Genomic DNA, 24,739 nt, shown 5'->3' on the forward strand with positions numbered 1-24,739 from the left:
GCGCTTTGGCACTTTGCGGCGCGCCGCTCAAGAGAGCGCTCTTGGCGGGGGTGCATGGCATCGGCTACCAAGGGGCATGACTCAGTTGCTCGTCTCTACCGCCTGGCTGGCCGAACGGCTCGGCTCCGCCGATCTTGTGGTGCTGGATGCCAGCTATCACCTTGCGCCCACAGGCCGCGATGCCGCGGCGGAATTCGCGGCGGGGCATGTTCCCGGGGCGCGGTTCCTGAACCTCGCTTCGCTGAACGATCCTTCCGCGCCGTTCGACAACACCGTGCCGACGGCGGAGCAGTTCCAGCAGCACGTGCGGGCGCTGGGCGTGTCGGAGGGCAGCCATGTGGTGCTCTATGACGACAGCCCGCTGAGGAGTGCGGCGCGCGGCTGGTTCCTGTTCACCCTGTTCGGCGCGCGCAATGTGTCGATCCTGGATGGCGGTCTGGCGAAGTGGAAGGCCGAGGGGCGGCCCGAAACCCGCGCCATGGCGGAGCCGGCCAGCGGCGATTTCACCGCATCGTTCCGGCCCGAACTGCTGCGCGACAAGCAGGCGGTGCTGGCCTCGCTCGGCGGCGAGCAGCAGATCGTCGACGCGCGCGGCGCGGGGCGCTTCACCGCGGACGAGCCGGAGCCGCGCCCCGGCATGGCGTCGGGCCACATCCCCGGCGCGCGCAACCTGCCGATAGGCATGCTGTACGAGGCTGACGGCACGATGAAGGACGCCGCCGGGATCGAGGCGGAATTCGTCGCCGCGGGCGTGGATGTCGAGCGGCCCGTGATCACGTCGTGCGGATCGGGCGTGACCGCGGCGGTGCTAAGCCTTGCGCTGGCGCGGCTGGGGAAGCGGGACGTGGCATTGTACGACGGCAGCTGGTCCGAATGGGGCAGCGATCCCGATACGCCCAAGGCGACCGGTCCGGCCAAATTCGGCGAACAGGGCGGAGCAGCCCGGCTTGACTGATCCGAACGGCAGGAAGCACCGCACCGCGACCCGCGTGGTCGAGGCGGGGCGGCGCAGGCAGTGGACCAGCGTTCCCGATCTGGCAGGCGGCGTCGTCAATCCGCCGGTCTGGCGCGCCAGCACGCATCTTTACGAGAACTGCGCCGCGCTCAAGGAAGCGGCGGCGACATCGAACGAGGACGGCCGGTTCTTCTACGGCCGCCGCGGCGCGCCCACGCAATGGGCGCTGGCCGATGCGCTGACCGGGCTTGAGGAAGGCGCGTTCGGTACCATGCTCTATCCGTCGGGCGTGGCGGCGATCACCGGGGCCTATCTGGCCGTGTGCCGCCCGGGCGAGCGGCTGCTGATCGCCGACAATTCCTATGACCCGTCGCGCAGCATCGGCACCGGGCTGATGGCGAGCTATGGCGTGAAGGCCGAATTCTTCGATCCTTTGGACGTTGAGGGATTTCGCCGCCTTTGCGCGCAGGACGGCAAGATCGGCGCGGTGCTGCTGGAGGCGCCGGGCAGCCTTACAATGGAAGTGTGCGACGTGCCCGCGCTGGCGGCCACCGCAAAGGAAGCGGGCGCGTGGGTGCTGATCGACAATACCTGGGCGGGGCCGACCGGATTTTCCGCGCTGGCGCATGGCTGCGACGGGGTGATCACCGCGCTGACCAAGCATGTCGGCGGGCATTCCGACCTGATGATGGGATCGGTTTCGGGCACGGAAAGGCTCTATCACCGGCTGCGGCGCACCGCACAGCAATTGGGCCATGTCGTGTCGCCCGACGATGCCGCGCTGGCGCTGCGCGGGCTGCGCACGCTGGACCTGCGGCTGCGGCAGGAGAGTGCGAGCGCGCTGGCGGTCGCACGCTGGCTGCGCGGCAGGCCAGAAGTCGCGGCGGTTCTATGCCCGATGCTGGAAGGCGCGCCGGGGCACGATCTTTGGAAGCGCGACTTCACCGGCGGCTGCGGATTGTTCACCTTCGTCCTGAAGGGCCGCGACGCGGCGGCGCGCGCGCGGTTGATCGATGCCTTGAGGCTGTTTGGCATCGGCTATAGCTGGGGCGGGTTCGAAAGCCTGGCCCTGCCGATCGATCCGGGAAGCTGCCGTTCCGTCCGCGACTGGCCGCCCCGTGGCGGCTGGGGTGGACCGGATGGCGGCGGATTGGACGGAAGCGACCGTTTTGCGGTACGCCTGTCGATCGGGCTAGAGGATCCGGCCGATCTGATCGCCGACCTCGATCACGGATTTGCCGCGATGGAGAATGGCGGATGACGACGGGTTGGAGCGCGATACTGGCCGCCGCGCTGGGCGGCGGAGGCGATGGCGCGACCGCCGATCTTGCGGCAGCCATCGAGGGATCCGATCCCGCCGAGCCTCCGCCAGAAGAATCGCCGCCGACCGACACCCCCCTGCCCGAGCCTGATCCCCTGGCCGCCGAAGGCCCAATCGAGGGGGCAGATCAGATCAAGGAAGCACTGCAGGAACATTCGATCACCCTGGGCGGGGTGATCGACAAGCTCGACAGCTGGGGCGTGACCATCGGCGACACGCGCTTCTCCGTCTGGACCGCGATACTGGTCGTGCTGGTGCTGGTCGGCATATTCTTCATCGGCCGGCTGGGCGTGCGCCTTGCCCACAAGACGCTGGGCCGCTTCGGCAATCTTTCGGCGACGCAGCACCTTCTGGCGGACAAGCTGCTGACGCTGTTGGTGTGGGCCGTGGTGATCATGGTCGGGATCGACATCCTGGGCATCGACCTGACGGCGCTGGCGGTATTCTCGGGCGCGTTCGGCCTGGCCATCGGTTTCGGCCTGCAAAAGACGTTCGGCAATCTGATCGCGGGAATCATCCTGCTGATGGACCGGTCGATCAAGCCGGGCGACGTGATCGCCGTGTCCGACACCGCGGGTAACGAGACATTCGGCCAGATCCGCCGCATCGGCATTCGGGCAGTGTCCATCGTGACCCGCGACGAAAAGGAATATCTGATCCCGAACGAGAACCTGATGATCAATCAGGTCGAGAACTGGTCCTATTCCAGCCGCGACGTGCGCATGCAGGTGAATGTCGGCGTATCGTATAATTGCGACATCAAGCTGGCCGAAAAGCTGATGCTCGAGGCGGCGGTAAGCTGCGCGCGCGTACTGAAATCGCCGGCCCCTTCGGTCTGGCTTTCGGAGTATGGCGACAGCTCGGTCAATTTCGTGATCCATTGCTGGATCCGCGATCCCGAAAACGGACTGGGGAATATCCGGTCCGAAGTTCTGAAGAAGCTGTGGGACCTGTTCCAGGAAAGCGAGATCGAAATCCCCTTCCCGCAACGCGACATCAACTTGCGCCGGAACGATCAGTTCGACCAGCTTGTCGCAGCGATCGGGCAGAGGCTCGACAAATCGGGCGATTCCACGGGATAACCCGCTGATACGCTTGGGTTTGTCACGCCTAAAGCTGACCTACCCCCCCTTTTAGGCATTCTGGCTGGCACTCGGGCCAGGCAAGGACCATCTGGGTTCCATGGCCAGATCCACCTCCTCCACCGCCCGCATTGCCATGGTAAGCCTCGTCGGCGCAGGGCCGGGCGATCCGGACCTGCTGACGCTGCGTGCGGCGCGGCTGATCGCCGGTGCGGCCGTCGTGGTGCATGACGGCCTGGTCGGCGCAGAGATCCTGGCGATGGCACCTGCCGATGCGCGGCTGATCTCCGTCGCCAAGTCTCGCGCGCGCCATACGATGAAGCAGGAGGACATTTGCGCCCTGCTGGTGGCCCAGGCGCTGGCCGGTAACGATGTCGTGCGTCTTAAGGGCGGCGATCCGCTGATCTTCGGGCGCGGCGGCGAAGAGGCAGAAGCTTGCCGCGCCGCGGGCGTTCCGGTGCAGATCGTGCCCGGCATTTCCGCCGCGCAGGCCGCAGCGGCGCTTGCCGAGATTCCGCTGACCCACCGCGACCATGCCAGCATCGTCAGCTTTGTCGCGGGCCAGTGCAAGGGACTATCCGAACAGGACTGGTCGGGCCTTGCGGGCGTGGGCCGCACGCTGGTGATCTATATGGGGGTCGCCACCGCGGCCCAGATTTCGGAAAAGCTGATGGAAGACGGGCTTGCCCCCGACGCCGCCGTCGCCGTGGTGGAGCGTGCCTCGCTTCGCGGCATGCGCGTGCTGCGCGGGGTATTGGCGGGCCTGCCCGATATCGTGGCCGACAACGACGTGCGCAGCCCCGCGCTGATCGTGATCGGCGAAGTCACGCGCGAGCCGGACGCGGCGCTTGCGCATATTGCGATGGAAGCACAACAATGAAGATCCTGACAGGCAACGACCTCAAGACCGGAGAGGTCATCTGGTGGACCGGCACCGACTGGTCGATCCACGTCAACGACGCGGTCGACGTGGGCGACCGTGCGGATGAGATCGCCGCGCGTGAGGAAGCCGAACGCCGCGTCAACGTGCCCTATGCGGTCGATGCCGAAACCGACGACCAGGGCATCCGCCCCTCGCACATCAAGGAACGCATCCGTGCGCTGGGCCCCACCGTGCGGCCCGACCTGACTCTGAAACCCGCCGACCCGACGGCCGGCAACTGGGTGATCTGATATGTACAAGTACGACCAATACGACCAGCAGATGGTCGACACCCGCGTCGAGGAATTCCGCGACCAGACCCGCCGCCGCCTGTCTGGCGAGCTGCCCGAGGAGAAGTTCCGCCCGCTGCGGCTGATGAACGGCCTCTATCTGCAGCTGCATGCCTATATGCTGCGCGTCGCCGTGCCCTATGGCACCTTGTCGGGCGCGCAGATGCATGCGCTGGCCGACATCGCGGAGAAATACGACCGCGGCTATGGCCATTTCACCACGCGCCAGAACATCCAGTACAACTGGATCAAGCTGGAGGACGCTCCCGAGATCCTGGCCGATCTGGCCAAGGTCGAGATGCATGCCATCCAGACCAGCGGCAATTGCATCCGCAACATCAGCTCCGACCATTTCGCAGGCGCCGCGGCGGACGAGCTGATCGACCCGCGCCCCTATGCCGAATTGATGCGCCAGTGGTCGAGCTTCCATCCGGAGTTCAGCTATCTGCCGCGCAAGTTCAAGATCGCGGCGATCGCCAGCGATACCGACCGTGCGGCGATGCGCCTGCACGACATCGGCATCCAGATCGTTCGGAACGATTCCGGCGAGATCGGCGCGGCGTTCTATGTCGGCGGCGGCATGGGCCGCACCCCGATGATCGCGCCCTGCATCAATGCCTTCGTGCCGCTCGACCGGCTGATCACCTATGCCGAGGCGTGCCTGCGCGTCTACAACCGCTATGGCCGGCGCGACAACAAGTACAAGGCGCGGATCAAGATCCTGGTCCACGAGCTTGGCGCGGAGGAATATACCCGCCAGGTCGAGGAAGAATACGCGCATATGCTGGAACAGGGCGTCGAACCGCCCTTCGCCGAATTGGAGCGCATCAAGACCTATTTCGCGGACCCCGCGTTCGAGAGCGGTCTTTCGTCGGACATCGATCGCGGCGATCCCGATTTCGCGCTGTGGGTCGACCGCAACACGCATCAGCACAAGGCCGACGGCTATGTCAGCGCGGTGATTTCGCTGAAGCCCGTCGGCGGCATCCCCGGCGATGCGTCGGTGGAACAGATGCACCTGATGGCCGATCTTGCGACCGAGTTCAGCTTTGACGAATGCCGCGTGATGCACACGCAGAACATCGTTCTGCCGCATGTCAAGGTCGCCGACCTTCCGGCACTGTTCGCGCGGCTGGACGCGGCGGGGCTGTCGACGCCCAACCTCGACCAGATCGACGACATCATCGCGTGCCCCGGCCTCGACTATTGCAGCCTTGCCAATGCGCGCTCGATCCCGGTCGCGCAGAAGATCTCCGAGCGTTTTGCCGCCAATGGCAAGGGTAAGGAACTGGGCCAGCTGAAGCTGAAGATCTCGGGTTGCATCAATGCCTGCGGGCATCACCATGCGGGCCATATCGGCATCCTGGGCGTCGACCGCAAAGGGACCGAGAATTACCAGCTGCTGCTGGGCGGTTCGGAAGCAGAGGATACGTCGCTCGCCAAGATCACCGGGCCCGGTTTCGACGAGGACGGCATCGTCGCTGCGGTCGAGACCGTCACCGACGTCTATCTGGCGCAGCGCAGCGATGGCGAGCGGTTCCTCGATACCTATCGCCGGATCGGCATGGCTCCTTTCAAGGAGGCTCTTTATGACTGACGCGACTTTTACCGAACTGGTCCGGCTGCGCGATGACGCGACCAGCGAAGCCCCTGCCGTGACCGTCGATTCCTTTGCCGAGCAGTCCAATGCAGGCGCGGTCCGTATCGAGCCGGGCGACGACACGCGCCAGTTGCTGCCCCACCTGGGACATGTGACGCGGGTCGAGATCAACTTTCCCAGCTTCACCGATGGCCGGGGCTATTCGGCGGCGCAGATCCTGCGCGAAGCTGGCTATACCGGCGAGATCCGGGCCGTGGGCGATGTCGCGGTCGATCAGCTGGCCTATATGCGCCGCTGCGGGTTCGACGCGTTCCAGCCCGACAAGCCGATGAACGAAGCAGATGTCGAGGCCGCCTTCGCGCGCTGGGACGATGTCTATCAAAAGACGACCGATGGCCGTGTCCCGATCTGGGGCCTGCGCCATGGGCTGAACGATGATGCCGGTGCCGATGGCTGAGGCTGCACGTTCGATAGATCGCATCGACACCGGTCCGCGCTTCACGCACGCCGATGCCGCCGCACTCAACGCGCGCTATGCCGAGGCGAGCGCCGAGGACATCCTGCGCGCGGTGCTGGTGGACGGCGTGGCGGGCAAGGTCGCGCTGGTGTCCAGCTTTGGCGCTGAGAGCGCGGTGCTGCTGCATCTCGCCTCGCGCATCGACCCGGGGGCCCCGGTGCTGTTCCTGGAAACCGGCAAGCATTTCCCCGAGACGCTGGAGTATCGCGATACGCTGATCGGCACGCTGGGACTGACCGGCGTGGTCAATCTGCGCCCCGATCCCGCCGCGCTGGCGGCCAAGGACGAAAGCGGGCTGCGCTGGTCATACGACCCCGATGGCTGCTGCGAAATTCGCAAGGTCGTGCCGCTGGCCAGGGCTTTGGCCGAATTCGACGCCTCGATCAGCGGTCGCAAGGCATTCCAGTCGGCGACCCGCGCTGAACTGCCGGTGTTCGAGATCGACGAAAGCGACACCGCCGGACGGCTGAAGGTCAATCCGCTGATCGGCTGGTCGGTGGCGGATTTGCAGGCCCATCTCGACAAGCATGATTTGCCGCGCCATCCGCTGGTGGAACAGGGCTATCCCTCGATCGGATGCATGCCCTGCACCAGCAAGGTGGCCGAGGGCGAGGATCCGCGTTCGGGCCGCTGGAGGGGCTGGGACAAGACCGAATGCGGCATCCATTCGGCCACGGGTGCCGGCGACAGCAGCAACCTGCCGCCCGATTACGAACCGGTCTTCTAGGGGGCTAAAGCCACCCTGCCGCGCGGTACCATTCGGCCGTCTGGCGCAGTCCTTCGGGCGTGGGAATCTGCGCCTGCCACAGGCTTGCGGGCGGCTGGCGGTCCGCGTGGGCGGTCCAGTCCGGATGGCACATATAGCGGGCACGGTCGGGCGTCAGTTTGGCCTTTGCGCCGCGAAAGCCGCGGTCGATGCTGGCGGCCAGTCCGACCAGCCTGCGGGGCATGTGGATCGGCACGATCCTGCGGCCGACGGCGGCACCGATCATGCGGGCCATTTCCGCATGCGTCCAGCCGTTCGGGTGGCCGTCGTCGGCTTCGTAGATCGCTCCCTCCGCTTTGCCTCCGACCGCCAGCGCCAGCAGCAGGCGGGCCAGGTCGGCGACATGGATCATCGATGCGCGGCCGCGCGGGGGCAGCGGCACGACGCCGCTTCTGGCCGCGCGGAACAGCTCGAACATCTCGGTATCGCGCGGGCCATAGATCGCGGGCGGACGCACCATGACGCAGCCCCGCGCCTCCGCCGCCTCGGCCTCTGCGCCCGCTTTCGACCAGCCATAGTCGGACAGTCCGGGCTCGCGCGCAGCCAGTGACGAGACATGCACGAAGCGCGGCACATCGGCCTTAAGGGCGGCTGCGACCACCGCGCGCGTGCCGGCGATATTGCCTGCCTCGAACGCGGCCCGGTCGGGCACATTCACCACGCCCGCGACATGGATCGCCGCGTCGCAGCCATCGGCCAGGCGCAGCAGCGCCGCATGATCGGCCAGATCGCCGCGCACCCATGTCACGCCGGTGCGCGCATCCTGGTCGCGGCGGGTCAGAGCGCGTAATTCATGCCCCTCCTCCAGCGCATGATCCATCAGCGTCGAGCCGACGAACCCGGTCGCGCCGGTCAGGGCTATCCTCATCGCAGCATGACGAGCTGGTCGCGGTGCACCACGGCCGAGCGGGGGGTATAGCCCAGCACCTTCTCCTGCTCGTCGGTGTGGAGGCCGACCAGCGCCGCGCATTCGGGCGCGTCATATTCGGCCAGCCCCTTGGCCAGCCATTCGCCGTCCGGCCCCTCGATCCGCACGGGATCGCCGCGTACGAAGCCGCCATCCACCCGCGTGATGCCCTTGGCGAGCAGGCTGTTGCCGTCACGCAGCGCGTTCACCGCGCCCTCGTCGATGACCAGCGTGCCCTTCATGCGCAGGCGGCCGCCGATCCAGGCCTTGCGCGCGGTGTCGTGCCGCCGGGCCAGGAACAGCGTGCCGATGCCGTCGTCGCCGTGCAGGCCGATGGCACGGGCGATCGGCTGGTCGTATTTGCCATTGGCGATCACCAGCGCGATGCCGGCGCGCTCGGCGATTTCCACTGCGTTCACCTTGGTCCGCATGCCGCCCGATCCGATGCCCGAATCCGAATCGCCCGTCGCCATGGCGCGCACCTCGTCGTCCACGCCCCAGACCATCGGGATGCGCGACGCGCCGGGTTCGGACGGGTGCTTGTCGTAAAGCCCGTCGATGTCGGACAGCAGGATGACCGCGTTCGCCTTGGCCGCCTGCGCGACGCGCGCGGCCAGCCGGTCGTTGTCGCCGAACCGGATTTCATGAGTCGCGACGGTATCATTCTCGTTCACCACGGGCACCGCGCCGGTTTCCAGCAGGCGGTGCAGCGTGGCCGACGCATTGAGATAGCGGCGGCGGCCTTCCAGGTCCTCCAGCGTGATCAGCACCTGCGCGGCGGTCAGCTCGTGATTGCCCAGCAATTCAGCCCACAGGCTCGACAGGGCGATCTGGCCGACCGCGGCGCTGGCCTGCGCGTCGGCAAGGCTGCCGCGCCCGCCCTTTTCCAGCCCCAGGATCGCCGCGCCCAGCGCGATCGCGCCCGACGAGACGATGATCACTTCCTGCCCGCGGTCGCGCGCCTGCGCGATTTCGTTGGCGAGGCCGGTCAGCCATTTGCGGCGGGGCTTTCCGTCCTTGCCCACCAGCAGCGCCGATCCGACCTTGACCACCAGCCTGCCGCAAGCCTCCGGCGATTGAAGGTCGGTCAGATGGGCGATCATGGCGTCAGGTTTCTGCATGGGAAAGCAGTTAGGAACTCAAGCGCCGCAAGGAAAGGGTAGATTTGACCCAGTGTTCAACAGGCCAGTGTTCAACAGGCCAGTGTTCAACAGGAGGATCGCGGCAGGGGCCCGGTCAGATGGGCGACCAGTTGGTTTCGCCCTCTTCGCCGCCATCCGCATCTTCCTCGCGCTCCACGCCCTTGGTCTCGGTGCTCGTGGCGGCGGGAAGATAGGCAAGCACTGCGTCGAGCAGTTCCTCGACGCCCTGCCCGGTCGCGCCCGACAGGGCGAAAACCTTTTCCGCGCCTGCCTCGCGCAGTTCCTGTGCGAAGGCATCGGCCAGTTCCTGGTCGGCCAGGTCCAGCTTGTTCAGCGCGACAAGGCGCGGCTTGTCCTCCAGCCCCGCGCCATAGGCGGCGAGTTCTTCCTCGATCACCTGCAGCGCCTCGGCCGGGTCCTGACCGGGGCCGCTGCCCGAAATGTCGATCAGGTGGATCAGCACGCGGCAACGCTCGATATGGCCCAGGAAGCGGTCGCCGATGCCGGCGCCCTCGGCCGCACCCTCGATCAGGCCGGGGATGTCGGCCAGCACGAATTCGCGGGCCTTGTGGCGCACCACGCCCAGCTTGGGCACCAGGGTCGTGAATGCGTAATCGCCGACCTTGGCGCGAGTGTTCGACACCTGGTTGATGAAGGTCGACTTGCCCGCATTGGGCAGCCCGACCAGCCCCGCATCGGCCAGCAGCTTAAGCCGCAGCCATACCCACATCTCCTGCGCGGGTTCGCCCGGCTGGTGCTGGCGCGGCGCGCGATTGGTGCTGGTCTTGTAACTGGCGTTGCCACGTCCGCCCAGCCCGCCTTCGAGCAAAGTGATGCGCTGCCCGACCTCGGTAAAGTCGGCGATCACGTCCTCCTTGTCCTCGGACAGGATCTGCGTTCCGACCGGCACCTGGATCACCAGCGGCTGGGCCGAGGCGCCGGTGCGGTCCTTGCCCATGCCGTGGCCGCCGCGCGGCGCCTTGAAATGCTGCGAGTAGCGAAAGTCGATCAGCGTGTTGAGCCCCGCCACCGCTTCCAGCACGACATCGCCGCCGCGGCCGCCATTGCCGCCGTCGGGGCCGCCATATTCGACATATTTCTCACGCCGGAAGCTGACCGCACCGGGCCCGCCCGCGCCGGAGCGCACGTAGATCTTGGCCTGGTCGAGAAAATGCATGACTTGGTCAATCCGGTGGCGGCAGCGGTGCGGCAGATAGCGGCATCGGGGCCAGAAAACAGCGTAACGCCTCGCTATCCGATTCGGCGCCGGGCTTGCAAGCTGGCGCTGGCGGGCGGAGCCGCCGCCAGCAGCCAGCTTCTGCCGGCGACCCGTTCGGTGCAGAAAAGGCGGGTGGGTGAATGGTGGAGCCGAGCGGGATCGAACCGCTGACCTCGTCATTGCGAACGACGCGCTCTCCCAACTGAGCTACGGCCCCGTTCCATTCGCTGCTACACCTGCCAAAGGCCGATGTGCAAGAGCGCGCCTGTTACCGAAAGGCGCGCTCTTGTCAAAGTCAAAATTTGCCTCGCGTGCCGCAATCAGCTTTCGGTATTGCCGTTCGCGGTATCGGCGGTGGCCGAAGGCACGATGGTCGCGTCGGGCGCGGGCGGCAACGGCGCGTTCGCGTCGACGGCGGCATTGGGATCGACTTGGGCGTTTGGATCGACCGGAGCGGGCACCATCCAGCGGTGGCGATAGGGTTCGCCATAGGTCGCGAGATATTCGGAGTCCCACGCCTGCGCTTCGGCCCGATAGGCTTCGTATTCGTCGAAATATCCCAGGAACACGAGTTCCAGCTTGGGCAGTTCGACCTGCGCCGCTTCGTCGAGGTCGCCCTTGGGCACATCGGCCAGCGCCAGGCTGGTTTCCCGCACGGCGGCGCAGAAGCGCGGCAAGGCAGGCGGCAGCGAGAAGTAATTGTAGACCTGCGTCATGTACTGGTCGCGCGCGCGCTTGTAGTCGCTGCCGCCGAACCGGTCGCGAAACTGTTCGTCCACCTTCTTGTTGGTGCTGGTCAGCTCGCGCGAATGGGTCTTGAGGAATTCGCCGTAGCGCTCTGCCATCTGCGCATCTTCGGGCGCGTCGCAGTTCAGCGCCGCGACGTTATAGGCCGAGCGCAGGTTCCAGACAGACTGTTCGGGCGTGAGGCCGGTGTTGATGGTCTGGCGGATGCCAAGCTCGTTCCGGCCGGGCACGGCCAGATTGTCCTGCGCATAGCCGGGTGCGATCGGGCGGGCGCGAAACGCCTCTTGCACCGGGGGCGGCGGCGGAGCGACCGGCGGCGGCGGCGGGGGGCCGCACGATGCAAGGGTTGCGGCGGCCGCCACGGTCGTAATGCGAATGAGAGGCTTGCTTCCCGACACGGATGTTTCCTGTTCTTTCGTCTGGCGAGTTGATGGCTGCCATCGCGTTATAGCAGAGCGCAGCTTGCGCCCGGGTGAAGCGGAGAACATGCGCTTTTGCCGGGCGGGCTGCACCCGGATTATCCCGCCCATCCACAAGGAAAACGCCCGACCGGGACTTCTGTCCGATCGGGCGTTCCCTTTCACCTGTTCTCCTGGAGGAGCCATCGGCTCCGCCTGTCAGATCACTCGCGCTGGCCCATGAAGGCGAGCAGGAACTGGAACATGTTGATGAAGTCGAGGTAGAGCGACAGAGCGCCCAGCACCACGGCCTTGCCCATGAATTCCGTTCCGGCGAGCTGGTAGTACTGCATCTTCAGACGCTGCGTATCGTAAGCCGTCAGGCCCGCGAAGATCAGCACGCCCAGGAAGCTTACCGCCCACATCAGCGCGGTCGACTGCACGAAGATATTGATGACCGAGGCGATGATCAGGCCGATCACGCCCATGATGAGGAAGCTGCCCATGCCGGACAGGTCCTTCTTCGTGGTATAGCCGAACAGCGACAGGCCAGCGAAAGCACCCGCGGTCGCAAAGAAGGTCGCCGCAATCGACCCGCCCGTATAGACGAGGAAGATGGTCGACAGGCTCATGCCCATCAGGATCGCGAAACCCCAGAACAGCATCTGCAGCGTTCCGGTCGAGAAACGGTTCGCACCGAAGCTCATCGCGAACACGATGGCAAGCGGCGAGAGCATCACCAGCCACATCAGCGGCGAACCGACCATCGCGACTGTCATGCCAGAGCTGGCCATCAGCAGGGCGACGACGCCCGACAGCAGCACGGCCGAAGCCATGTAATTGTAGATCGAGAGCATGTATTTGCGCAGACCGGCATCATATCCGGTGCGCGGCACGCTTGCGCCGAGGCCCGTGGACGCGCCGAAGCCGGCGCGCGTCTGCGGACGCGTGGGCTGGGGGTCGTTCCAGTTTGCCATAGCTTTGTTCTTCTCCTCAGTCGCTTCTCCGGGGCGGGAAGCGATCTCTTCGTAATATCGGCGCAGGCGCACTTGTTTTCAAGGAAAACCGGGGCCCGGCAATATTCTGTAACAAATCTGTCCGGCAAAGCCCGGCGCGATCGCCAGTCTACGCTTCTCCCGCGGCATCCACCAGCGCATTCGCCAGGGCTTCGGCGGCGTCGCGGTCGCCCCACAGCACGAACTGGAACGCGGGATAGAAGCGGTCGCATTCGTCCACCGCCTGCTCGACCGCCATCTGTGCCTGGCTGAGCGAGAGCAGCCCGTCGTCGCCCAGCATCAGCCCGTGGCGATAGAGAAGCAGCGAACCGGCGGACCACAGGTCGAAATGGCCCAGCCACAATTGCTCGTTCACCAGGCTCATCAATTCGAACATGCGGACGCGCTTGTCGTCGGGCACGCGCACCTCGGGCAGGCAGAGGAGCTGCAGCACGTTATCCTCGCGCCGCCAGATCGCGCGCAGCTGGTATTTCGCCCAGGCCCCCTGCACCTCGCCGCCGATCTCGTCCTCACCGGTCACCTCGTAAGGCCAACCGCGCGCCTCGAATAACGAGACAAGCATGTCGACCGGCGCCGCGTCTTCGTGGCGGTGTTCGGCCTGGCTTTCACTCATCATGCAGCGGTTCTCTCTCCGTGGCGCGGACCCCCATGACCCGCCATTGCGCTCAGGTGGACCAGCCGTGGCCGCCTTTACAATGGCTTAACTTATCGCCTCGGTGCATAACGCGATACTGTTGTTCACCGCATGTGGATAAGGATTTGCTGGCCCGTCGCGCGGGGGCGAAATATTGCTGCGCCAAGTCAGTCACCGTCGTCCGGCTGGTCGTCGCTGCCGAAGGGCCGGCCAGCGGGAACGAGCCGGTCTCCGCCCCCTATCTCGCTGAAATCCGAAGGAAAAATCCCCAGATGCGCAGCCGCGATCTGCTGCCCCGGCGCCAGCCGCGGGACCGAACGCATATAGGGCGCAAGATTATCCGCCAGCTGTTGGGGCAGCACGGCATAGAGCAGCGCGACCGCCTCTCCGGCACGTCCCGAGACTGCCAGCATGAAGGCGCGGATGCGCCATGCGGCGGCATCGTCGGCCTGCAGCAAGGGGTGCAGCATGCGCTCGGCCGCGTCGCGCTGACCGGCGACGGCCAGGCTGAAGGCGTGGCGGCGCGTCACTTCCGGATCGGGGGCCAGGCGGTTGGCGATGGCATAATAATATTGCGCGCTGGCCTGGTCGCCGAGAAGATCGTGGGCAAGGCCCCTGTCCGCCGCGAACTCCACCGCGCGGCCGCCCAGGCGCTCGGCTTCTGCAAACAGGGGCAGCGCCATGCGCGGCTGGCCGAGCCGCACCATCACGCTGCCGCGCGTGGCCTTCACAAAGGGATCGCCGGGCATCGCAACCTCGGCGCGGTTCAGGAAACCGAGCGCCACCTCGTACTCGCCAAGGCGCATTGCCGCTTCGGCCCCGTCGCGCATCGCCTGCGTGTCGGTGGCGTTGCCCACCAGCCTTGCAGTGGCCTCGTCCATGATGCGCTGGTCCGCTGCCGGATTGCTGATGGCGATGCTGCGCCCCTGCGCGCTGGCTGGCGGGGCGGCGATGGTGCAAGCCAATATAGGCCCAACCAATACACCAAGGGCGGCGAGCAAGCCCGCCGCCCTCAAACGCTTCAGCCCTTTCGGGCGATCGTCAGCGCCGGTTGTTGTTGCGACCGAGGAAGCGAGGGATATTGAGGTCCGTCGCATCGTCGTCCTCACGGTCCTCCGCAGGCGCATCCTCGCGATTGCGGGACAGGTTGGCCATGCGTTCGAACAGCGTGCTGCCGCCGACCGATACCGCCGCCTGGCCCGAGGCCGGGCGCCAGCCGCGCGACGATTCGGTGCGCGAAGACGCATCCATCGGTCCGGAATCGCGCGCACCGTCGCGGGATTCTGCGCGGGCAGGCTCGGCGGCAGCGGGACGGGGCTCTTCCTCGAACCCGTCGCCCAGCAGCAATTCGCCGTCGTCCTCGCCCTCAGCCATGTCGAGGCCGAGATCCAGCGGCTCTTCCGAACCGGCGGACGCGAAGCCGCCTTCATCGCCAAGGTGGCGCTGCGTGCGGTCGTCGGCGGGATCGGCCAGCTTCATCGCCGGCTCGGCCGCGCGAGCCGGTGCCGGGGCCGGGGCGGCAGGCGCCGCGCCGGGGCGCATCGGCGCGCGGCCCGATCCCAGCGAGAACGGGCGCGACTGCGCGGAGGGCTGCTCGGCATCCTGGTCGATGCCGGTGGCCACGACCGACACGCGGATCTTGCCTTCCAGCTCGGGATTGAAGGCCGAACCCCAGATGATATTCGCATCGGGATCGACGAGGTCGCGGATATGGTTCGCCGCCTCGTCCACTTCCATCAGGCGCATGTCCTCGCCGCCGATGATCGAGATGATGACGCCCTTGGCGCCGGTCATCGACACGCCGTCGAGCAGCGGGTTGGCGATCGCCTTCTCCGCCGCCTCGAGCGCACGGTTCTCGCCGTCCGCCTCGCCGGTGCCCATCATCGCCTTGCCCATCTCGCCCATGACCGAACGCACGTCGGCGAAGTCGAGGTTGATGAGGCCCGGCATGACCATCAGGTCGGTGATCGAGCGCACGCCCTGCTGCAGCACCTCGTCGGCAAGCTGGAACGCTTCCTTGAAGGTGGTGTCGGGACGCGCGACCAGGAAGAGGTTCTGGTTGGGGATGACGATCAGCGTATCGACGTGCTTCTGCAGCTCCTCGATACCCGCGTCGGCCGAACGCATGCGGCGCGTGCCTTCGAACATGAAGGGCTTGGTCACCACACCAACGGTCAGCACGCCCTTTTCGCGCGCCGCCTTGGCGATCACGGGCGCGGCGCCCGTGCCGGTGCCGCCGCCCATGCCGGCCGCGATGAAGCACATGTGCACGCCGTCCAGCATGCGGTCGATCTCGTGCAGCGTCTCCTCTGCCGCGGCGCGCCCGACCTCGGGCCGCGACCCTGCGCCCAGGCCCTGCGTGATTTCGGGGCCCAGCTGGATGCGATCCTCGCACACCGCGGTGTTCAGCGCCTGCGCGTCGGTGTTGGCGACGATGAAGTCCACACCTTCGATCTGCGCCTGGATCATGTTGGCGATGGCGTTGCCGCCCGCACCGCCGACGCCGATGACGGTAATGCGCGGACGCAGTTCCTCAACCGCAGGCGGACCGATATTAATGCTCATTAAGGTCTCCGCAAACTCGCTGTCGGCCCCTGGCGGTCCATCGCCGGATCCTGTGATACCGACCCACCGCGACGCCCCGTTACAGCCCCGTTACTTGTGCATGATAGTGGCATGAATCGAATCGCCACCGCAAAGGCTTTCGGCAGATTTCCACATCGCTGTTGGACCAGTCCCCTAAAGCCGTTCACCCTAGCCATTGGGGGTAGTCTTCCCAGCGATGTCAGCGAAGGCTGCCGATCGTCATGAATGCGAGCGCCATAAGCAGCCCGGCGAGCCGGTTGGAACGGAAACGAGCCAGCGCGTTCATCCCGTCCGCCGGGTCGAGCGTGATCGTCTGCCAGCCCAGATGAAGCGCCACCGGCAGCAGGGCCAGCAGCGCCACCCAGTCGGGCCGGATCAGCCAGATCGCCGCGCCCCAGCCCAGCAGCGCGAGGGCGTATAGCGCCGCCACGCCCGGCACGATCCGGCCTTTCAGCGCCAGCGCGCTGGACCGCACGCCGACCAGCGCGTCATCCTCCATGTCCTGAACCGCATAGATCGTGTCGTAGCCGATGACCCAGAAGATGCACCCGGCATAAAGCGCGGCCAGCGCCGCCGGCGATCCGCCCCCCGCCTCGACCCAGCCGACCAGGGCGCCCCAGCTGAACACCAGGCCCAGCCATGCCTGCGGCCACCAGGTGATGCGCTTCATCAGCGGGTAGAGCGCGACGGGCAGCAGGCTGGCCAGCGCGACGAGCTGCGCCTGCCAGCGCAATTGCAACAGCACGATAAGCCCGACGAGGCACAAAGCCAGCAGCCAGGCCCAGGCCTTCTTCAGCGACACCTGCCCGCTCGCTAGCGGGCGGCTGGCGGTGCGCGCCACCTGCCGGTCGAGATCGCGGTCGAGGATGTCGTTGTATACGCAGCCTGCCCCGCGCATTACGATCGCACCCAGCAGCAGCCACAGCGCCATGTCCCAGCGCGCTGCGCCGCCCGCCGCCCACAGGCCCGCGACGCAGGGCCAGAACAGCAGCCACCAGCCGATCGGCCGGTCGAACCGCGCCAGCAGCGCATAGGGACGGGCGCGCGCCGGCATCAGCGCTACCAGCCCGCGGTGCTGGGTGTCGGGGGTCACGGCATGAGAGGCGGTTTCAATCATCGCGCCATGCTTTAAAGGGAGGACCGATCGGGCGGCAAGGGAGCATCACGGACCGATGAGCCAAATCGACGACATCGGCGAATTCAACCGGCAGGGCTGGAACGTCAAGTCCGACGGGGGCGACCGATGGTCGATTCCGGTGGACGCTGCCGCCATCGCCGCCGCGCGCAGGGGCGAATGGAGCGTGGTGCTTAACCCATCGCGTCCGGTGCCGCGCGGCTGGTTCGGCGATATTGCGGGCATCGACCTGCTGGGCCTGGCTTCGGCAGGGGGGCAGCAATGCCCGGTCTTCGCCGCGGCCGGTGCGCATGTCACCAGCTTCGATGCCAGCGACGCGCAGCTTGCCCGCGACCGCGAGGTGGCGGAGCGCGAAGGGCTGGGCATCCGCACCGAGCGCGGGCTGATGCATGATCTGTCGGTGTTCGGTGACGACAGCTTCGACATGATCTTCCACCCATGCTCGAACAGTTTCGCGCCCGACGTACTGCCCGTATGGCGCGAATGCGCGCGCGTGCTGCGTCCGAGCGGCGTGCTGCTGGCGGGGTTCACCAATCCGGCGCGCTTCCTGTTCGACGAGGCCAGCGTCGAGCGCGGAGAACCCGTGGCACGCCACCGCATCCCTTACAGCGATCTCGACCTGCCCGATGCGGAGCGAGAGGCCTTGCTGGCGCAGGATCCGGTGCTGTGCTTTGGCCACACGCTGACCGACCAGATCGGCGGACAGCTTGCGGCGGGCTTCATGCTGACCCATCTGTTCGAGGATGACTTCGAACAGCGCGACGCGGTGGGGCGGCTGATGGACTGCTATATCGCCACGCGCGCGATCCTGGCGGGTTGAGCGCGATGGCAGCAACCCCCGCCTGGCCGCCCAAGAGTGCCCCTCGCCTGTTCGTGGACGCGCCCCTGTCGCAGGGCATGACGTACGAGATCGACGGACAGCAGGCGCATTACCTGTCGCGCGTCATGCGGGTGAAGCCGGGCGATGCGGTAATCCTGTGCGACGATGAAACCGGCGAATGGGCCGCCCGCGTGACCGAGTCGGGCAAGCGCAGCGTGACGGTCGAGATCGCCGATCATCTCCGGCCGCGCGAAAGCGTGCCGCCGCTGACCCTGTGCGCCGCGCTGCTGAAGAAGCCGCGTTTCGACCTGGTGCTGGAAAAGGCCACCGAGCTGGGCGTGGCGCGCATCCGGCCCATCGTCACCCGCCGCTGCGTTGCCGATGCGCTGAACATGGACCGCGCGCGCCAGATCGTCACCGAAGCGGCCGAGCAATGCGCGCGCACCGCCCTTCCCGCCATCGATCAGCCGGTGACGCTGGACGCGATGCTGAGGGACTGGGACGGCGCCGCGCTGCTCTTCGCCGACGAATCGCGAAGCGCCCCGCCCGCCGCGCAGGCATTTGCGAAAGCGCCGCCCCCCGCCGCCCTGCTGATCGGGCCCGAGGGCGGCTTCGACGATGCGGAGCGCGAGGCCATCCGCGCGCATCCAGCCGCCATTCCGGTGGCGCTCGGCCCGCGCATCCTGCGCGGCGAGACGGCGGCGATCGCGGCGATGGCTTTGTGGATGGGGATCGCGGGCGACTGGCGGTAAGCGCGGCAAGCCGAAAAATCACGCTTCCCCAATTGCGCGAACCCGCCTAACGCCCCGCGCCATGAGCACGCGCAAGGAATCCGGGGCCGACGAGCCCGTCATCGAAAGCCGCGACCAGCTTCTGATCCCCATGCAAGAGGGCGAGAAGCCGCGCGAGCAATGGCGCATCGGCACCGAGCACGAGAAGTTCGTCTTCCGCACCCAGGACCACCGCGCGCCCAGCTATGACGAGGCCGGCGGCATCCGCGACATCCTGCTGGCGCTGGAGAAGTTCGGCTGGACCCCCGTCATCGAGGGCGGGAACATCATCGCCATGGCGGGAGAGGACGGCACCGTCAGCCTTGAGCCCGCGGGACAGCTTGAACTGTCGGGCGCGCCGCTGGTCAGCCTGCACCAGACCTGCGCCGAGACTGGTCGCCACCTGACGCAGGTGAAAGAGGTGGGCGAGAAGCTGGGCATCGGCTTCCTGGGCCTGGGCATGTGGCCCGACAAGGCGCGCGCCGACCTGCCGGTAATGCCCAAGGGCCGCTACAGGATCATGATGGAGCACATGCCGCGTGTCGGCACCATGGGGCTCGACATGATGCTGCGTACCTGCACCATCCAAGTCAATCTGGACTATTCCTCCGAAGCCGACATGGTGAAGAAGTTCCGCGTCGGGCTGGCGCTGCAGCCATTGGCGACCGCGCTGTTCGCCAATTCGCCCTTTACCGAGGGGAAGCCCAACGGCTTCCTGTCGTACCGCAGCCACATCTGGTCGGATACCGATCCGGCGCGCACCGGCATGCTGCCCTTCGTGTTCGAGGATGGCTTCGGATACGAACGCTGGGCGGACTACATGCTCGACGTGCCGATGTATTTCGTCTTCCGCGACGGGAAATACATCGACGCGGCGGGGCAGAGTTTCCGCGATTTCCTGAAGGGCGAACTGCCCGCCCTGCCCGGTGAGAAGCCGACCATGGCGGACTGGACCGACCACATGTCGACCGCCTTCCCCGAAGTGCGGCTGAAGAGCTTCCTGGAAATGCGCGGCGCCGATGGCGGGCCCTGGAGCCGGATCTGCGCGCTGCCCGCGTTCTGGGTCGGGCTGCTATACGACCAGGGCGCGCTGGATGCGGCCTGGGACCTGGTCAAGGACTGGACGATGGAAGAGCGCGAGGCGCTGCGCAATGCGGTGCCCCGGCTGGCGCTGGATGCGCCCATCCCCGGCGGCGGCGTGCTGGCCGATATTGCGCCCGCAGTGCTGAAGATCGCGCGCGCCGGCCTTGCCGCGCGCGGGCAGCTCAATTCGGCGGGCGACAACGAGACCGGCTTCCTGTCGCCGCTGGACGAGATCGCCAAGCGCCGCAGGGTGCCGGCACAGGACCTGCTCGACCATTATCACGGCGACTGGAACGGATCGGTCGAGCCGATCTATAAAGACAGCCTTTAACGGGGCGGCCGGGGCCGATCAGCGAAACGCGCTGATCGTCCCGCCGTCGTCCAGGACGTAAAGAGTGTTGTTGGCCACGATCGGGTTCAGCGACACTCCGTCCTTCAGTTCCGCGATCTGCGTCTGCGAACCGTCGGCAGCGTCGACCGCCACCAGCGCGCCACGCGTGCTGGCGACATAGAGCTTGCCGCCGGCCAGTGCGGGGCCGGACCAGAAGATCTCGCCTTCCTTGTCCTTTTCGTCCTTCCAGTGCGGCAGTTCGCTGATCCAGCGCACCTTGCCCGTGGCGCGCGCGATCGCCAGCAGGCGTGCGTCGTCGGTCAGCACGAAGATCCAGTCGCCCGCCACCGCGGGGGTCGAGATGCCCGCCAGCGACAGGTCCCAGATGCGCCGGCCCGACAGCAGTTCATACGCCGCCATGCGTCCGCCCTGCCCCAGCGCATAGACGCGCCCGCCATCGATGATCGGGTCGGCGTCGACATCGGTCAGCGACCCGACCGAGGTGGAGATATTGGTGCGCGCCAGTGCATCGCCCCACAATTCGGTGCCGTTCTCATAGCGATAGGCGATCAGCTCGCCGCTGGAATAGCCCGCGATCACCGTGCCCGCGCCCGCTGCCGGAGCCGCCACGCCGAACACGCCCGACAGCCCGCTCGATCCTGCGCGGTTCCACTCGATGTCGCCGGTGGCGGCGTCGAGCGCGAAGATCTGGTTGTCCTGCGTCATCACGAAGACATTGCCGAACGCCAGCGTCGGCGCGCCGCGCAGCGGGCCGGAGGGCTGGACCTTCCAGATTTCATCGCCGCTGTCGGCATCGAGAGCGGCGACCTGGCCGGTTCCGGTCGTCACATAGATCCTGCCCGCTTCATAGCTGACGCCGCCGCCGAATACCGAGCTGGAGCCGTCGCCGCTGATCCGCAGCGACTTCTGCCACACCGTCGCGCCGGATGCCGCGTCGACGGCCCAGACCTTGCCCTCGGTATCGAAGACGAACAGCTTTCCGCCGCCGACGACCGGCGCGGCGGCCAGGCGCCGCTGCTGGCTGGCCCCGGCGATGCTGGTGGTCCAGGCGCGCGTCGGATTGGCGGCAAGCGCCGGATGGCCATAGCTCTTGGACGCCGATCCGCCCGCCTGCGCCCATTCGCTATCCGCCGTCGGGGCGGGCAGAACAACCGGCACGCTGGCCAGCGAGGGATCGACCTCGGTCGTATTCTCGATCCGCGACAGGATCGGTTCGCGCTTGCCGACTGTGGGGGTCGTTTCCGGGCCATCGCCCTTGAACACGCCACATGCGCCAAGGCTTGCTGCCAGCGCCGCGACCAGCGTGATCCTTGCCACGCCTGCGGTAAGGCCTTTGCCAAACGGGTACATCATTGTTCCGAAACTCTCCAAAAACTCTGTCTTGCCGACCGTCGCTCTATTGCGGTGCGGCGCCGCCCGAGGCGATCTGGTCCACGATGGCCTGCGCGTCGTCGACGGCATCGGTGCCGAACAGGCCGGCAAGCTGCCGGGCCCGCGCGCGCACCGTCTCGGGCTGCTCCTCGTCCCGCGCGATTTCGGCGAACAGCGGGCCGGCCAGATCGGCCTTCCCCTGCTCGACATAGGCAAGGCCGACCATTTCGCCCGCGCTACCGAACCAGGGGTTGCCCGGCACTGCCAGCGGCTTCAGCCGGTCGATCACCTGCTGGGGGTCCATTTCGTCATAATTCACCGACACCGCACGGATCGCGGCCAGGTCGCGGAACGGCTGCGGGATGTCGTCGTCGTTGGCGACCGCGTCGAACAGCCTGATTGCTTCCTCGGCATTGCCCTCTTCCTGCGCGGCAGCGGCCGCCAGGAACTGCGCCGGGGCGCGATAGGCCGCGGGCGTATCCGCGCCCGTCAGGCCCGAGGCCTTTTCGGCCGCGGCCTGCAGATTGCCCGCTTCCAGCTGGTCGATCGCCAGCGTCAGCTCGACCGCATCGGCCTCGGCCTCGGTCGTGGTCTTGTGATGCCACCATGCCCACGCACCCAGCGCCGCCAGAAGCAGCACGATGGCGACGATCAGCAGCTTGCCCCACTTCCTCAGGAAGCCCGAGATCGTGTCCTGTCGAACCGCCTCGTCCACCTCGCGGCGAAAGACATCTTCCTGCGCGCGTTGGCGCAACTCGGCCTTTTCGATGGATTTGCTGGAATTTGCAGGGCTGAGCGCCACGTCTTTCGGCCTTTCGAATGTCTTTTCGGCTCCGGCCATCGCGTCCGGAATGGCGGGGTCTTACGGACCGTGCCGGGGCTTTTCAACGCCAAAGCGATTCGCGCCTGAACGCGCGCTGAAACAAGTCATCCGGATGGCGGCGCCGCGGGCCGAAAGGTCAGGGATAAAGCCGGTCGTCGCCGGTCATTTCCGCCAGCAGGGCGCGGTGATCGGCGGCGTCCGAATGCCTTGCGGCAAAGTCCGCCATCGACCGGGCCAGCCGCTTGCGCTGCACCTCGTCCCTTGCCAGCACGACCATCGCTTCGGCCATGGCGCCCAGATGACCGCTGGCATTGCCGAAGACATAATCGTGCTGCTCGGGCGGCAGAATGGCGGCGATCTCGCTTCCCGCGGCGATCATCGGCACCCCGGCAGGCGCGGCGAGGAAGGGCATGCGCGGCATTTCGGCGCCTTTCGGGGACGACGCGGGCGAAAGCAGCATGTCGAACAGCCCCGCCCTGTCCTCGGGCCCGGCGAGCCGCTGGCTGGTCAGCAGCCGGTCGGCCACTTCCATCTTCGCGCAGAGCGAGGCGATCTGGACCGTATCCTCCTTGCTGCCGAAGGCGACCAGCCGCCATTCGTCGCCAAGATCGCGCAGGCGGCGCAGGATCGGGTCGGCATCGGGCAGCAGATCGGCTGCGCGCACGCCGATCCATGCCTCGTCCCGGCGCTTCATAAGTCCCGGAATGGCATCGGGGCGCGGCGACTTGGGTGCGCGGCCGAACACCGGCAGCGCGATGCGCAGGCGCTTGCCGCCCACGTCCCAGTTCTTCGCGATCTCGTTCGCGGCGGCCGGGGTCGGCGCGATCACCACCTGCGTGCGCGCGAACCCCAGCCTGCGCTTGAAGCGCTTGACCGCGCCGCCCGCGAAGCCCTGCAGCGCATGGTGGTGATGGATCAGCGGCGGCAGCTTCAGCGCCTCGGAAAACAGGCTGTGCGCCATGGCGGCGGGGAAACCCGCCTCGCCATGCGTCATGATCATGTCATAGCCGCGCATCTTGCGCGCCATGCGGTTCAGCTTGCCCGGCCCCGCCCCCTGGTCGAGCAGCGGAAAGTCGGGCCGATACAGCTGCAGCCGCGAGGCGATGTCGTCGCTGGCGGCGGGGGCGTGATGCTCGATGAACTGGAACCTGCCGCCCGACAGCGCGCGGATCAAGTCGCCGCTCCACGGCGCGGCGACCGGGTCGAGCCCAAGGTGAAGGATCCGCAGCTTGCGGTAGACGGTAATCTTCTTGGCCATGGTCTTTGCGGTAACTCGGCAGGGTCAGGCAGCGCAGCGCGCCAGCAGGCGGTCGATCGCCTCGCGCACATGCGGCTCGTTCAAAGTGGGCGTATGGCCGATTCCCGGCACGCTCACCAGTTCGACTTGCGGGATACGCCCGACCATTTCGCGCGCGACCGTGCCCGACAATATATCCGACGTCTCGCCGTGCACCACCAGCACCGGGCGGCCGGCCAGCGCGTCGAAGGCAGGCCACAGATCCTCGGCCCCGATCATCGAGCTGTCCTTCGCGGGATTGCCGGTACCCGCGAAGGCGTCGGCGATGCGCATGTCATAGTCGAAGCGAATATTGCCGCTGGCGCTGAGTTCCATCAAACGCTTGGCAAAGGCGATCCATTGTTCGATCCGCCAGTCGGGATAGACCGCGCCGTGCACGTCCTGCAGCGCGCGCGCCGCGTGCATCCATGTGGGGAAGCTGCGCCCGTGGCCGACATATTCCAGTATATGCTCCAGCCCCTCGCGCTCTATCACCGGGCCGATGTCGTTGAGCATGGCGCCCGCGATCCGCTGCGGCGCGGTCATGGCGGACAGCATGGTCACGATGCCGCCCAGCGAGGTTCCGAAGAAGACCGCGCGGTCGATCCCGGTTTCCGCGAAGAACAGTTCGAGGTCGGCGACATATTGCGTGGGCACATAGCTGGCCGGATCGCGCGCATATTCGCTTTCGCCGCGCCCGCGCAGCTCGATGCAGATAACGCGGCGATCGGCAGAGAGATCCTCGGCCAGCACCTCGAAATCGCGGGCGTTGCGCGTCAGCCCCGGAATACACAGCACCGGCAGAACATCAGAGCCGCTGCTGCGTCGCGCGGGATAGTCGCGGTAATGCAGCTTCAGCCCGTCCTCGCTCTCCCACCAGCCGTCATGCCAGATTGCCGATTCGTTTGACCCGTTCGATAGAACGCCGGATCTGTCGTCCACTTGCGTTGCCGCCTTTCGTCAAATTGCCCGCCCATGAACGCCCCGAGACTTGCGCCGGGGGCGGC

General features: G+C 66.9%; 24 protein-coding genes and 1 tRNA gene. 11 read left to right on the top strand and 14 right to left on the bottom strand.

From position 1 onward, the window contains the following. The first annotated feature begins 76 nt into the window (after positions 1-76). The 8 genes from sseA (at position 77) to A9D14_RS08795 (ending at position 7,414) form a co-directional block, all read left to right on the top strand. On the top strand, positions 77-955 hold the full coding sequence (gene sseA / locus A9D14_RS08760) for a 3-mercaptopyruvate sulfurtransferase (protein WP_066845383.1): 879 nt from the start codon (positions 77-79) through the stop codon (positions 953-955). Next, positions 948-2,216, top strand: coding sequence for a cystathionine beta-lyase (gene metC, locus A9D14_RS08765; RefSeq protein WP_066845387.1), 1,269 nt, complete (start codon positions 948-950; stop codon positions 2,214-2,216). Before sseA ends, metC begins: the two co-directional genes overlap by 8 nt. Next, positions 2,213-3,358, top strand: coding sequence for a mechanosensitive ion channel family protein (locus A9D14_RS08770; protein ID WP_083987803.1), 1,146 nt, complete (start codon positions 2,213-2,215; stop codon positions 3,356-3,358). Before metC ends, A9D14_RS08770 begins: the two co-directional genes overlap by 4 nt. 100 nt (positions 3,359-3,458) lie before the next feature. Further along, positions 3,459-4,238: a uroporphyrinogen-III C-methyltransferase gene (gene cobA, locus A9D14_RS08775; RefSeq protein WP_066845391.1), complete on the top strand. Its 780-nt coding sequence runs from the start codon at positions 3,459-3,461 to the stop codon at positions 4,236-4,238. After that, positions 4,235-4,531: a DUF2849 domain-containing protein gene (locus tag A9D14_RS08780; RefSeq protein WP_066845394.1), complete on the top strand. Its 297-nt coding sequence runs from the start codon at positions 4,235-4,237 to the stop codon at positions 4,529-4,531. Before cobA ends, A9D14_RS08780 begins: the two co-directional genes overlap by 4 nt. A gap of 1 nt (position 4,532) precedes the next feature. Continuing rightward, entirely contained in the window at positions 4,533-6,167 is a 1,635-nt protein-coding gene (locus tag A9D14_RS08785) for a nitrite/sulfite reductase (protein WP_066845397.1), read from the top strand. Continuing rightward, positions 6,160-6,627: a DUF934 domain-containing protein gene (locus tag A9D14_RS08790; protein ID WP_066845400.1), complete on the top strand. Its 468-nt coding sequence runs from the start codon at positions 6,160-6,162 to the stop codon at positions 6,625-6,627. Before A9D14_RS08785 ends, A9D14_RS08790 begins: the two co-directional genes overlap by 8 nt. Then, positions 6,620-7,414 carry a phosphoadenylyl-sulfate reductase gene (locus tag A9D14_RS08795; RefSeq protein ID WP_066848684.1) on the top strand — a complete coding sequence of 265 codons (795 nt, stop codon included), beginning with the start codon at positions 6,620-6,622 and terminating at the stop codon, positions 7,412-7,414. Before A9D14_RS08790 ends, A9D14_RS08795 begins: the two co-directional genes overlap by 8 nt. Positions 7,415-7,418: 4 nt before the next feature. Here A9D14_RS08795 and A9D14_RS08800 read toward each other — a convergent pair whose 3' ends face one another. From A9D14_RS08800 to ubiA, 10 genes are all read right to left on the bottom strand, one after another. Further along, the gene (locus tag A9D14_RS08800) at positions 7,419-8,321 is read right to left on the bottom strand and encodes an NAD-dependent epimerase/dehydratase family protein (RefSeq protein WP_066845403.1); all 903 of its coding nucleotides are present in this window, start codon (positions 8,319-8,321) and stop codon (positions 7,419-7,421) included. Next, positions 8,318-9,481 (bottom strand): glutamate 5-kinase, encoded by a 1,164-nt coding sequence (gene proB / locus A9D14_RS08805; RefSeq protein WP_415877329.1) that lies wholly within the window; start codon positions 9,479-9,481, stop codon positions 8,318-8,320. The genes A9D14_RS08800 and proB overlap by 4 nt, the downstream gene beginning before the upstream one ends. A gap of 115 nt (positions 9,482-9,596) precedes the next feature. Beyond that, a complete protein-coding gene (gene obgE, locus A9D14_RS08810) occupies positions 9,597-10,679 on the bottom strand; it encodes a GTPase ObgE (protein WP_066845406.1) in 1,083 nt (360 codons plus the stop codon). A gap of 183 nt (positions 10,680-10,862) precedes the next feature. Further along, positions 10,863-10,938: transfer RNA gene (locus tag A9D14_RS08815), tRNA-Ala, on the bottom strand. A gap of 103 nt (positions 10,939-11,041) precedes the next feature. Then, the gene (locus A9D14_RS08820) at positions 11,042-11,866 is read right to left on the bottom strand and encodes a hypothetical protein (protein WP_157668180.1); all 825 of its coding nucleotides are present in this window, start codon (positions 11,864-11,866) and stop codon (positions 11,042-11,044) included. Positions 11,867-12,090: 224 nt separating this feature from the next. Continuing rightward, on the bottom strand, positions 12,091-12,843 hold the full coding sequence (locus A9D14_RS08825) for a Bax inhibitor-1/YccA family protein (RefSeq protein WP_066848690.1): 753 nt from the start codon (positions 12,841-12,843) through the stop codon (positions 12,091-12,093). 148 nt (positions 12,844-12,991) lie between these two features. After that, complete coding sequence (locus A9D14_RS08830) at positions 12,992-13,498, bottom strand: type III secretion system chaperone family protein (RefSeq protein ID WP_087910482.1); 507 nt, start codon at positions 13,496-13,498, stop codon at positions 12,992-12,994. A gap of 185 nt (positions 13,499-13,683) precedes the next feature. Continuing rightward, positions 13,684-14,517, bottom strand: coding sequence for a tetratricopeptide repeat protein (locus A9D14_RS08835; protein ID WP_157668181.1), 834 nt, complete (start codon positions 14,515-14,517; stop codon positions 13,684-13,686). 40 nt (positions 14,518-14,557) lie between these two features. Then, a complete protein-coding gene (gene ftsZ / locus A9D14_RS08840) occupies positions 14,558-16,081 on the bottom strand; it encodes a cell division protein FtsZ (RefSeq protein ID WP_066845418.1) in 1,524 nt (507 codons plus the stop codon). 220 nt (positions 16,082-16,301) lie between these two features. Next, positions 16,302-17,219 carry a 4-hydroxybenzoate octaprenyltransferase gene (gene ubiA / locus A9D14_RS08845; RefSeq protein WP_066845421.1) on the bottom strand — a complete coding sequence of 306 codons (918 nt, stop codon included), beginning with the start codon at positions 17,217-17,219 and terminating at the stop codon, positions 16,302-16,304. Positions 17,220-17,274: 55 nt separating this feature from the next. Here ubiA and A9D14_RS08850 point away from each other — a divergent pair, with 55 nt between their 5' ends. From A9D14_RS08850 to A9D14_RS08860, 3 genes are all read left to right on the top strand, one after another. Next, positions 17,275-18,057 (top strand): class I SAM-dependent methyltransferase, encoded by a 783-nt coding sequence (locus A9D14_RS08850; protein ID WP_066845423.1) that lies wholly within the window; start codon positions 17,275-17,277, stop codon positions 18,055-18,057. 5 nt (positions 18,058-18,062) lie between these two features. Beyond that, complete coding sequence (locus tag A9D14_RS08855) at positions 18,063-18,809, top strand: 16S rRNA (uracil(1498)-N(3))-methyltransferase (protein WP_066845425.1); 747 nt, start codon at positions 18,063-18,065, stop codon at positions 18,807-18,809. 61 nt (positions 18,810-18,870) lie between these two features. Beyond that, positions 18,871-20,241, top strand: a complete 1,371-nt coding sequence (locus tag A9D14_RS08860; protein WP_066845427.1) for a glutamate--cysteine ligase — start codon at positions 18,871-18,873, stop codon at positions 20,239-20,241. Positions 20,242-20,259: 18 nt separating this feature from the next. On the opposite strand, the gene A9D14_RS08865 is transcribed toward A9D14_RS08860, so the two are convergent. The 4 genes from A9D14_RS08865 to A9D14_RS08880 all read right to left on the bottom strand — a co-directional run bounded on the left by A9D14_RS08865 (position 20,260) and on the right by A9D14_RS08880 (position 24,674). After that, positions 20,260-21,612, bottom strand: a complete 1,353-nt coding sequence (locus A9D14_RS08865; RefSeq protein ID WP_066845428.1) for an outer membrane protein assembly factor BamB family protein — start codon at positions 21,610-21,612, stop codon at positions 20,260-20,262. 46 nt (positions 21,613-21,658) lie between these two features. Continuing rightward, positions 21,659-22,435 (bottom strand): tetratricopeptide repeat protein, encoded by a 777-nt coding sequence (locus A9D14_RS08870; protein WP_066848693.1) that lies wholly within the window; start codon positions 22,433-22,435, stop codon positions 21,659-21,661. 157 nt (positions 22,436-22,592) lie between these two features. Continuing rightward, positions 22,593-23,714, bottom strand: a complete 1,122-nt coding sequence (locus A9D14_RS08875; RefSeq protein WP_066845431.1) for a glycosyltransferase — start codon at positions 23,712-23,714, stop codon at positions 22,593-22,595. Positions 23,715-23,738: 24 nt separating this feature from the next. Continuing rightward, entirely contained in the window at positions 23,739-24,674 is a 936-nt protein-coding gene (locus A9D14_RS08880) for an alpha/beta fold hydrolase (protein WP_066845434.1), read from the bottom strand. Between the last annotated feature and the right edge of the window lie 65 nt (positions 24,675-24,739).

Origin of the sequence: Croceicoccus marinus (assembly GCF_001661675.2) — a bacterium.
GTDB lineage: Bacteria > Pseudomonadota > Alphaproteobacteria > Sphingomonadales > Sphingomonadaceae > Croceicoccus > Croceicoccus marinus.

Coding starts and splice junctions, on each gene's coding strand:
- sseA (WP_066845383.1), top strand. CDS start 77: ATGACTCAGTTGCTCGTCTCTACCGCCTGGCTGGCCGAACGGCTCGGC.
- cobA (WP_066845391.1), top strand. CDS start 3,459: ATGGCCAGATCCACCTCCTCCACCGCCCGCATTGCCATGGTAAGCCTC.
- A9D14_RS08770 (WP_083987803.1), top strand. CDS start 2,213: ATGACGACGGGTTGGAGCGCGATACTGGCCGCCGCGCTGGGCGGCGGA.
- ubiA (WP_066845421.1), bottom strand. CDS start 17,219: ATGATTGAAACCGCCTCTCATGCCGTGACCCCCGACACCCAGCACCGC.
- A9D14_RS08780 (WP_066845394.1), top strand. CDS start 4,235: ATGAAGATCCTGACAGGCAACGACCTCAAGACCGGAGAGGTCATCTGG.
- proB (WP_415877329.1), bottom strand. CDS start 9,481: ATGCAGAAACCTGACGCCATGATCGCCCATCTGACCGACCTTCAATCG.
- obgE (WP_066845406.1), bottom strand. CDS start 10,679: ATGCATTTTCTCGACCAGGCCAAGATCTACGTGCGCTCCGGCGCGGGC.
- A9D14_RS08825 (WP_066848690.1), bottom strand. CDS start 12,843: ATGGCAAACTGGAACGACCCCCAGCCCACGCGTCCGCAGACGCGCGCC.
- A9D14_RS08865 (WP_066845428.1), bottom strand. CDS start 21,612: ATGTACCCGTTTGGCAAAGGCCTTACCGCAGGCGTGGCAAGGATCACG.
- A9D14_RS08875 (WP_066845431.1), bottom strand. CDS start 23,714: ATGGCCAAGAAGATTACCGTCTACCGCAAGCTGCGGATCCTTCACCTT.
- A9D14_RS08800 (WP_066845403.1), bottom strand. CDS start 8,321: ATGAGGATAGCCCTGACCGGCGCGACCGGGTTCGTCGGCTCGACGCTG.
- A9D14_RS08790 (WP_066845400.1), top strand. CDS start 6,160: ATGACTGACGCGACTTTTACCGAACTGGTCCGGCTGCGCGATGACGCG.
- A9D14_RS08860 (WP_066845427.1), top strand. CDS start 18,871: ATGAGCACGCGCAAGGAATCCGGGGCCGACGAGCCCGTCATCGAAAGC.
- ftsZ (WP_066845418.1), bottom strand. CDS start 16,081: ATGAGCATTAATATCGGTCCGCCTGCGGTTGAGGAACTGCGTCCGCGC.
- A9D14_RS08855 (WP_066845425.1), top strand. CDS start 18,063: ATGGCAGCAACCCCCGCCTGGCCGCCCAAGAGTGCCCCTCGCCTGTTC.
- A9D14_RS08795 (WP_066848684.1), top strand. CDS start 6,620: ATGGCTGAGGCTGCACGTTCGATAGATCGCATCGACACCGGTCCGCGC.
- A9D14_RS08785 (WP_066845397.1), top strand. CDS start 4,533: ATGTACAAGTACGACCAATACGACCAGCAGATGGTCGACACCCGCGTC.
- A9D14_RS08850 (WP_066845423.1), top strand. CDS start 17,275: ATGAGCCAAATCGACGACATCGGCGAATTCAACCGGCAGGGCTGGAAC.
- A9D14_RS08830 (WP_087910482.1), bottom strand. CDS start 13,498: ATGATGAGTGAAAGCCAGGCCGAACACCGCCACGAAGACGCGGCGCCG.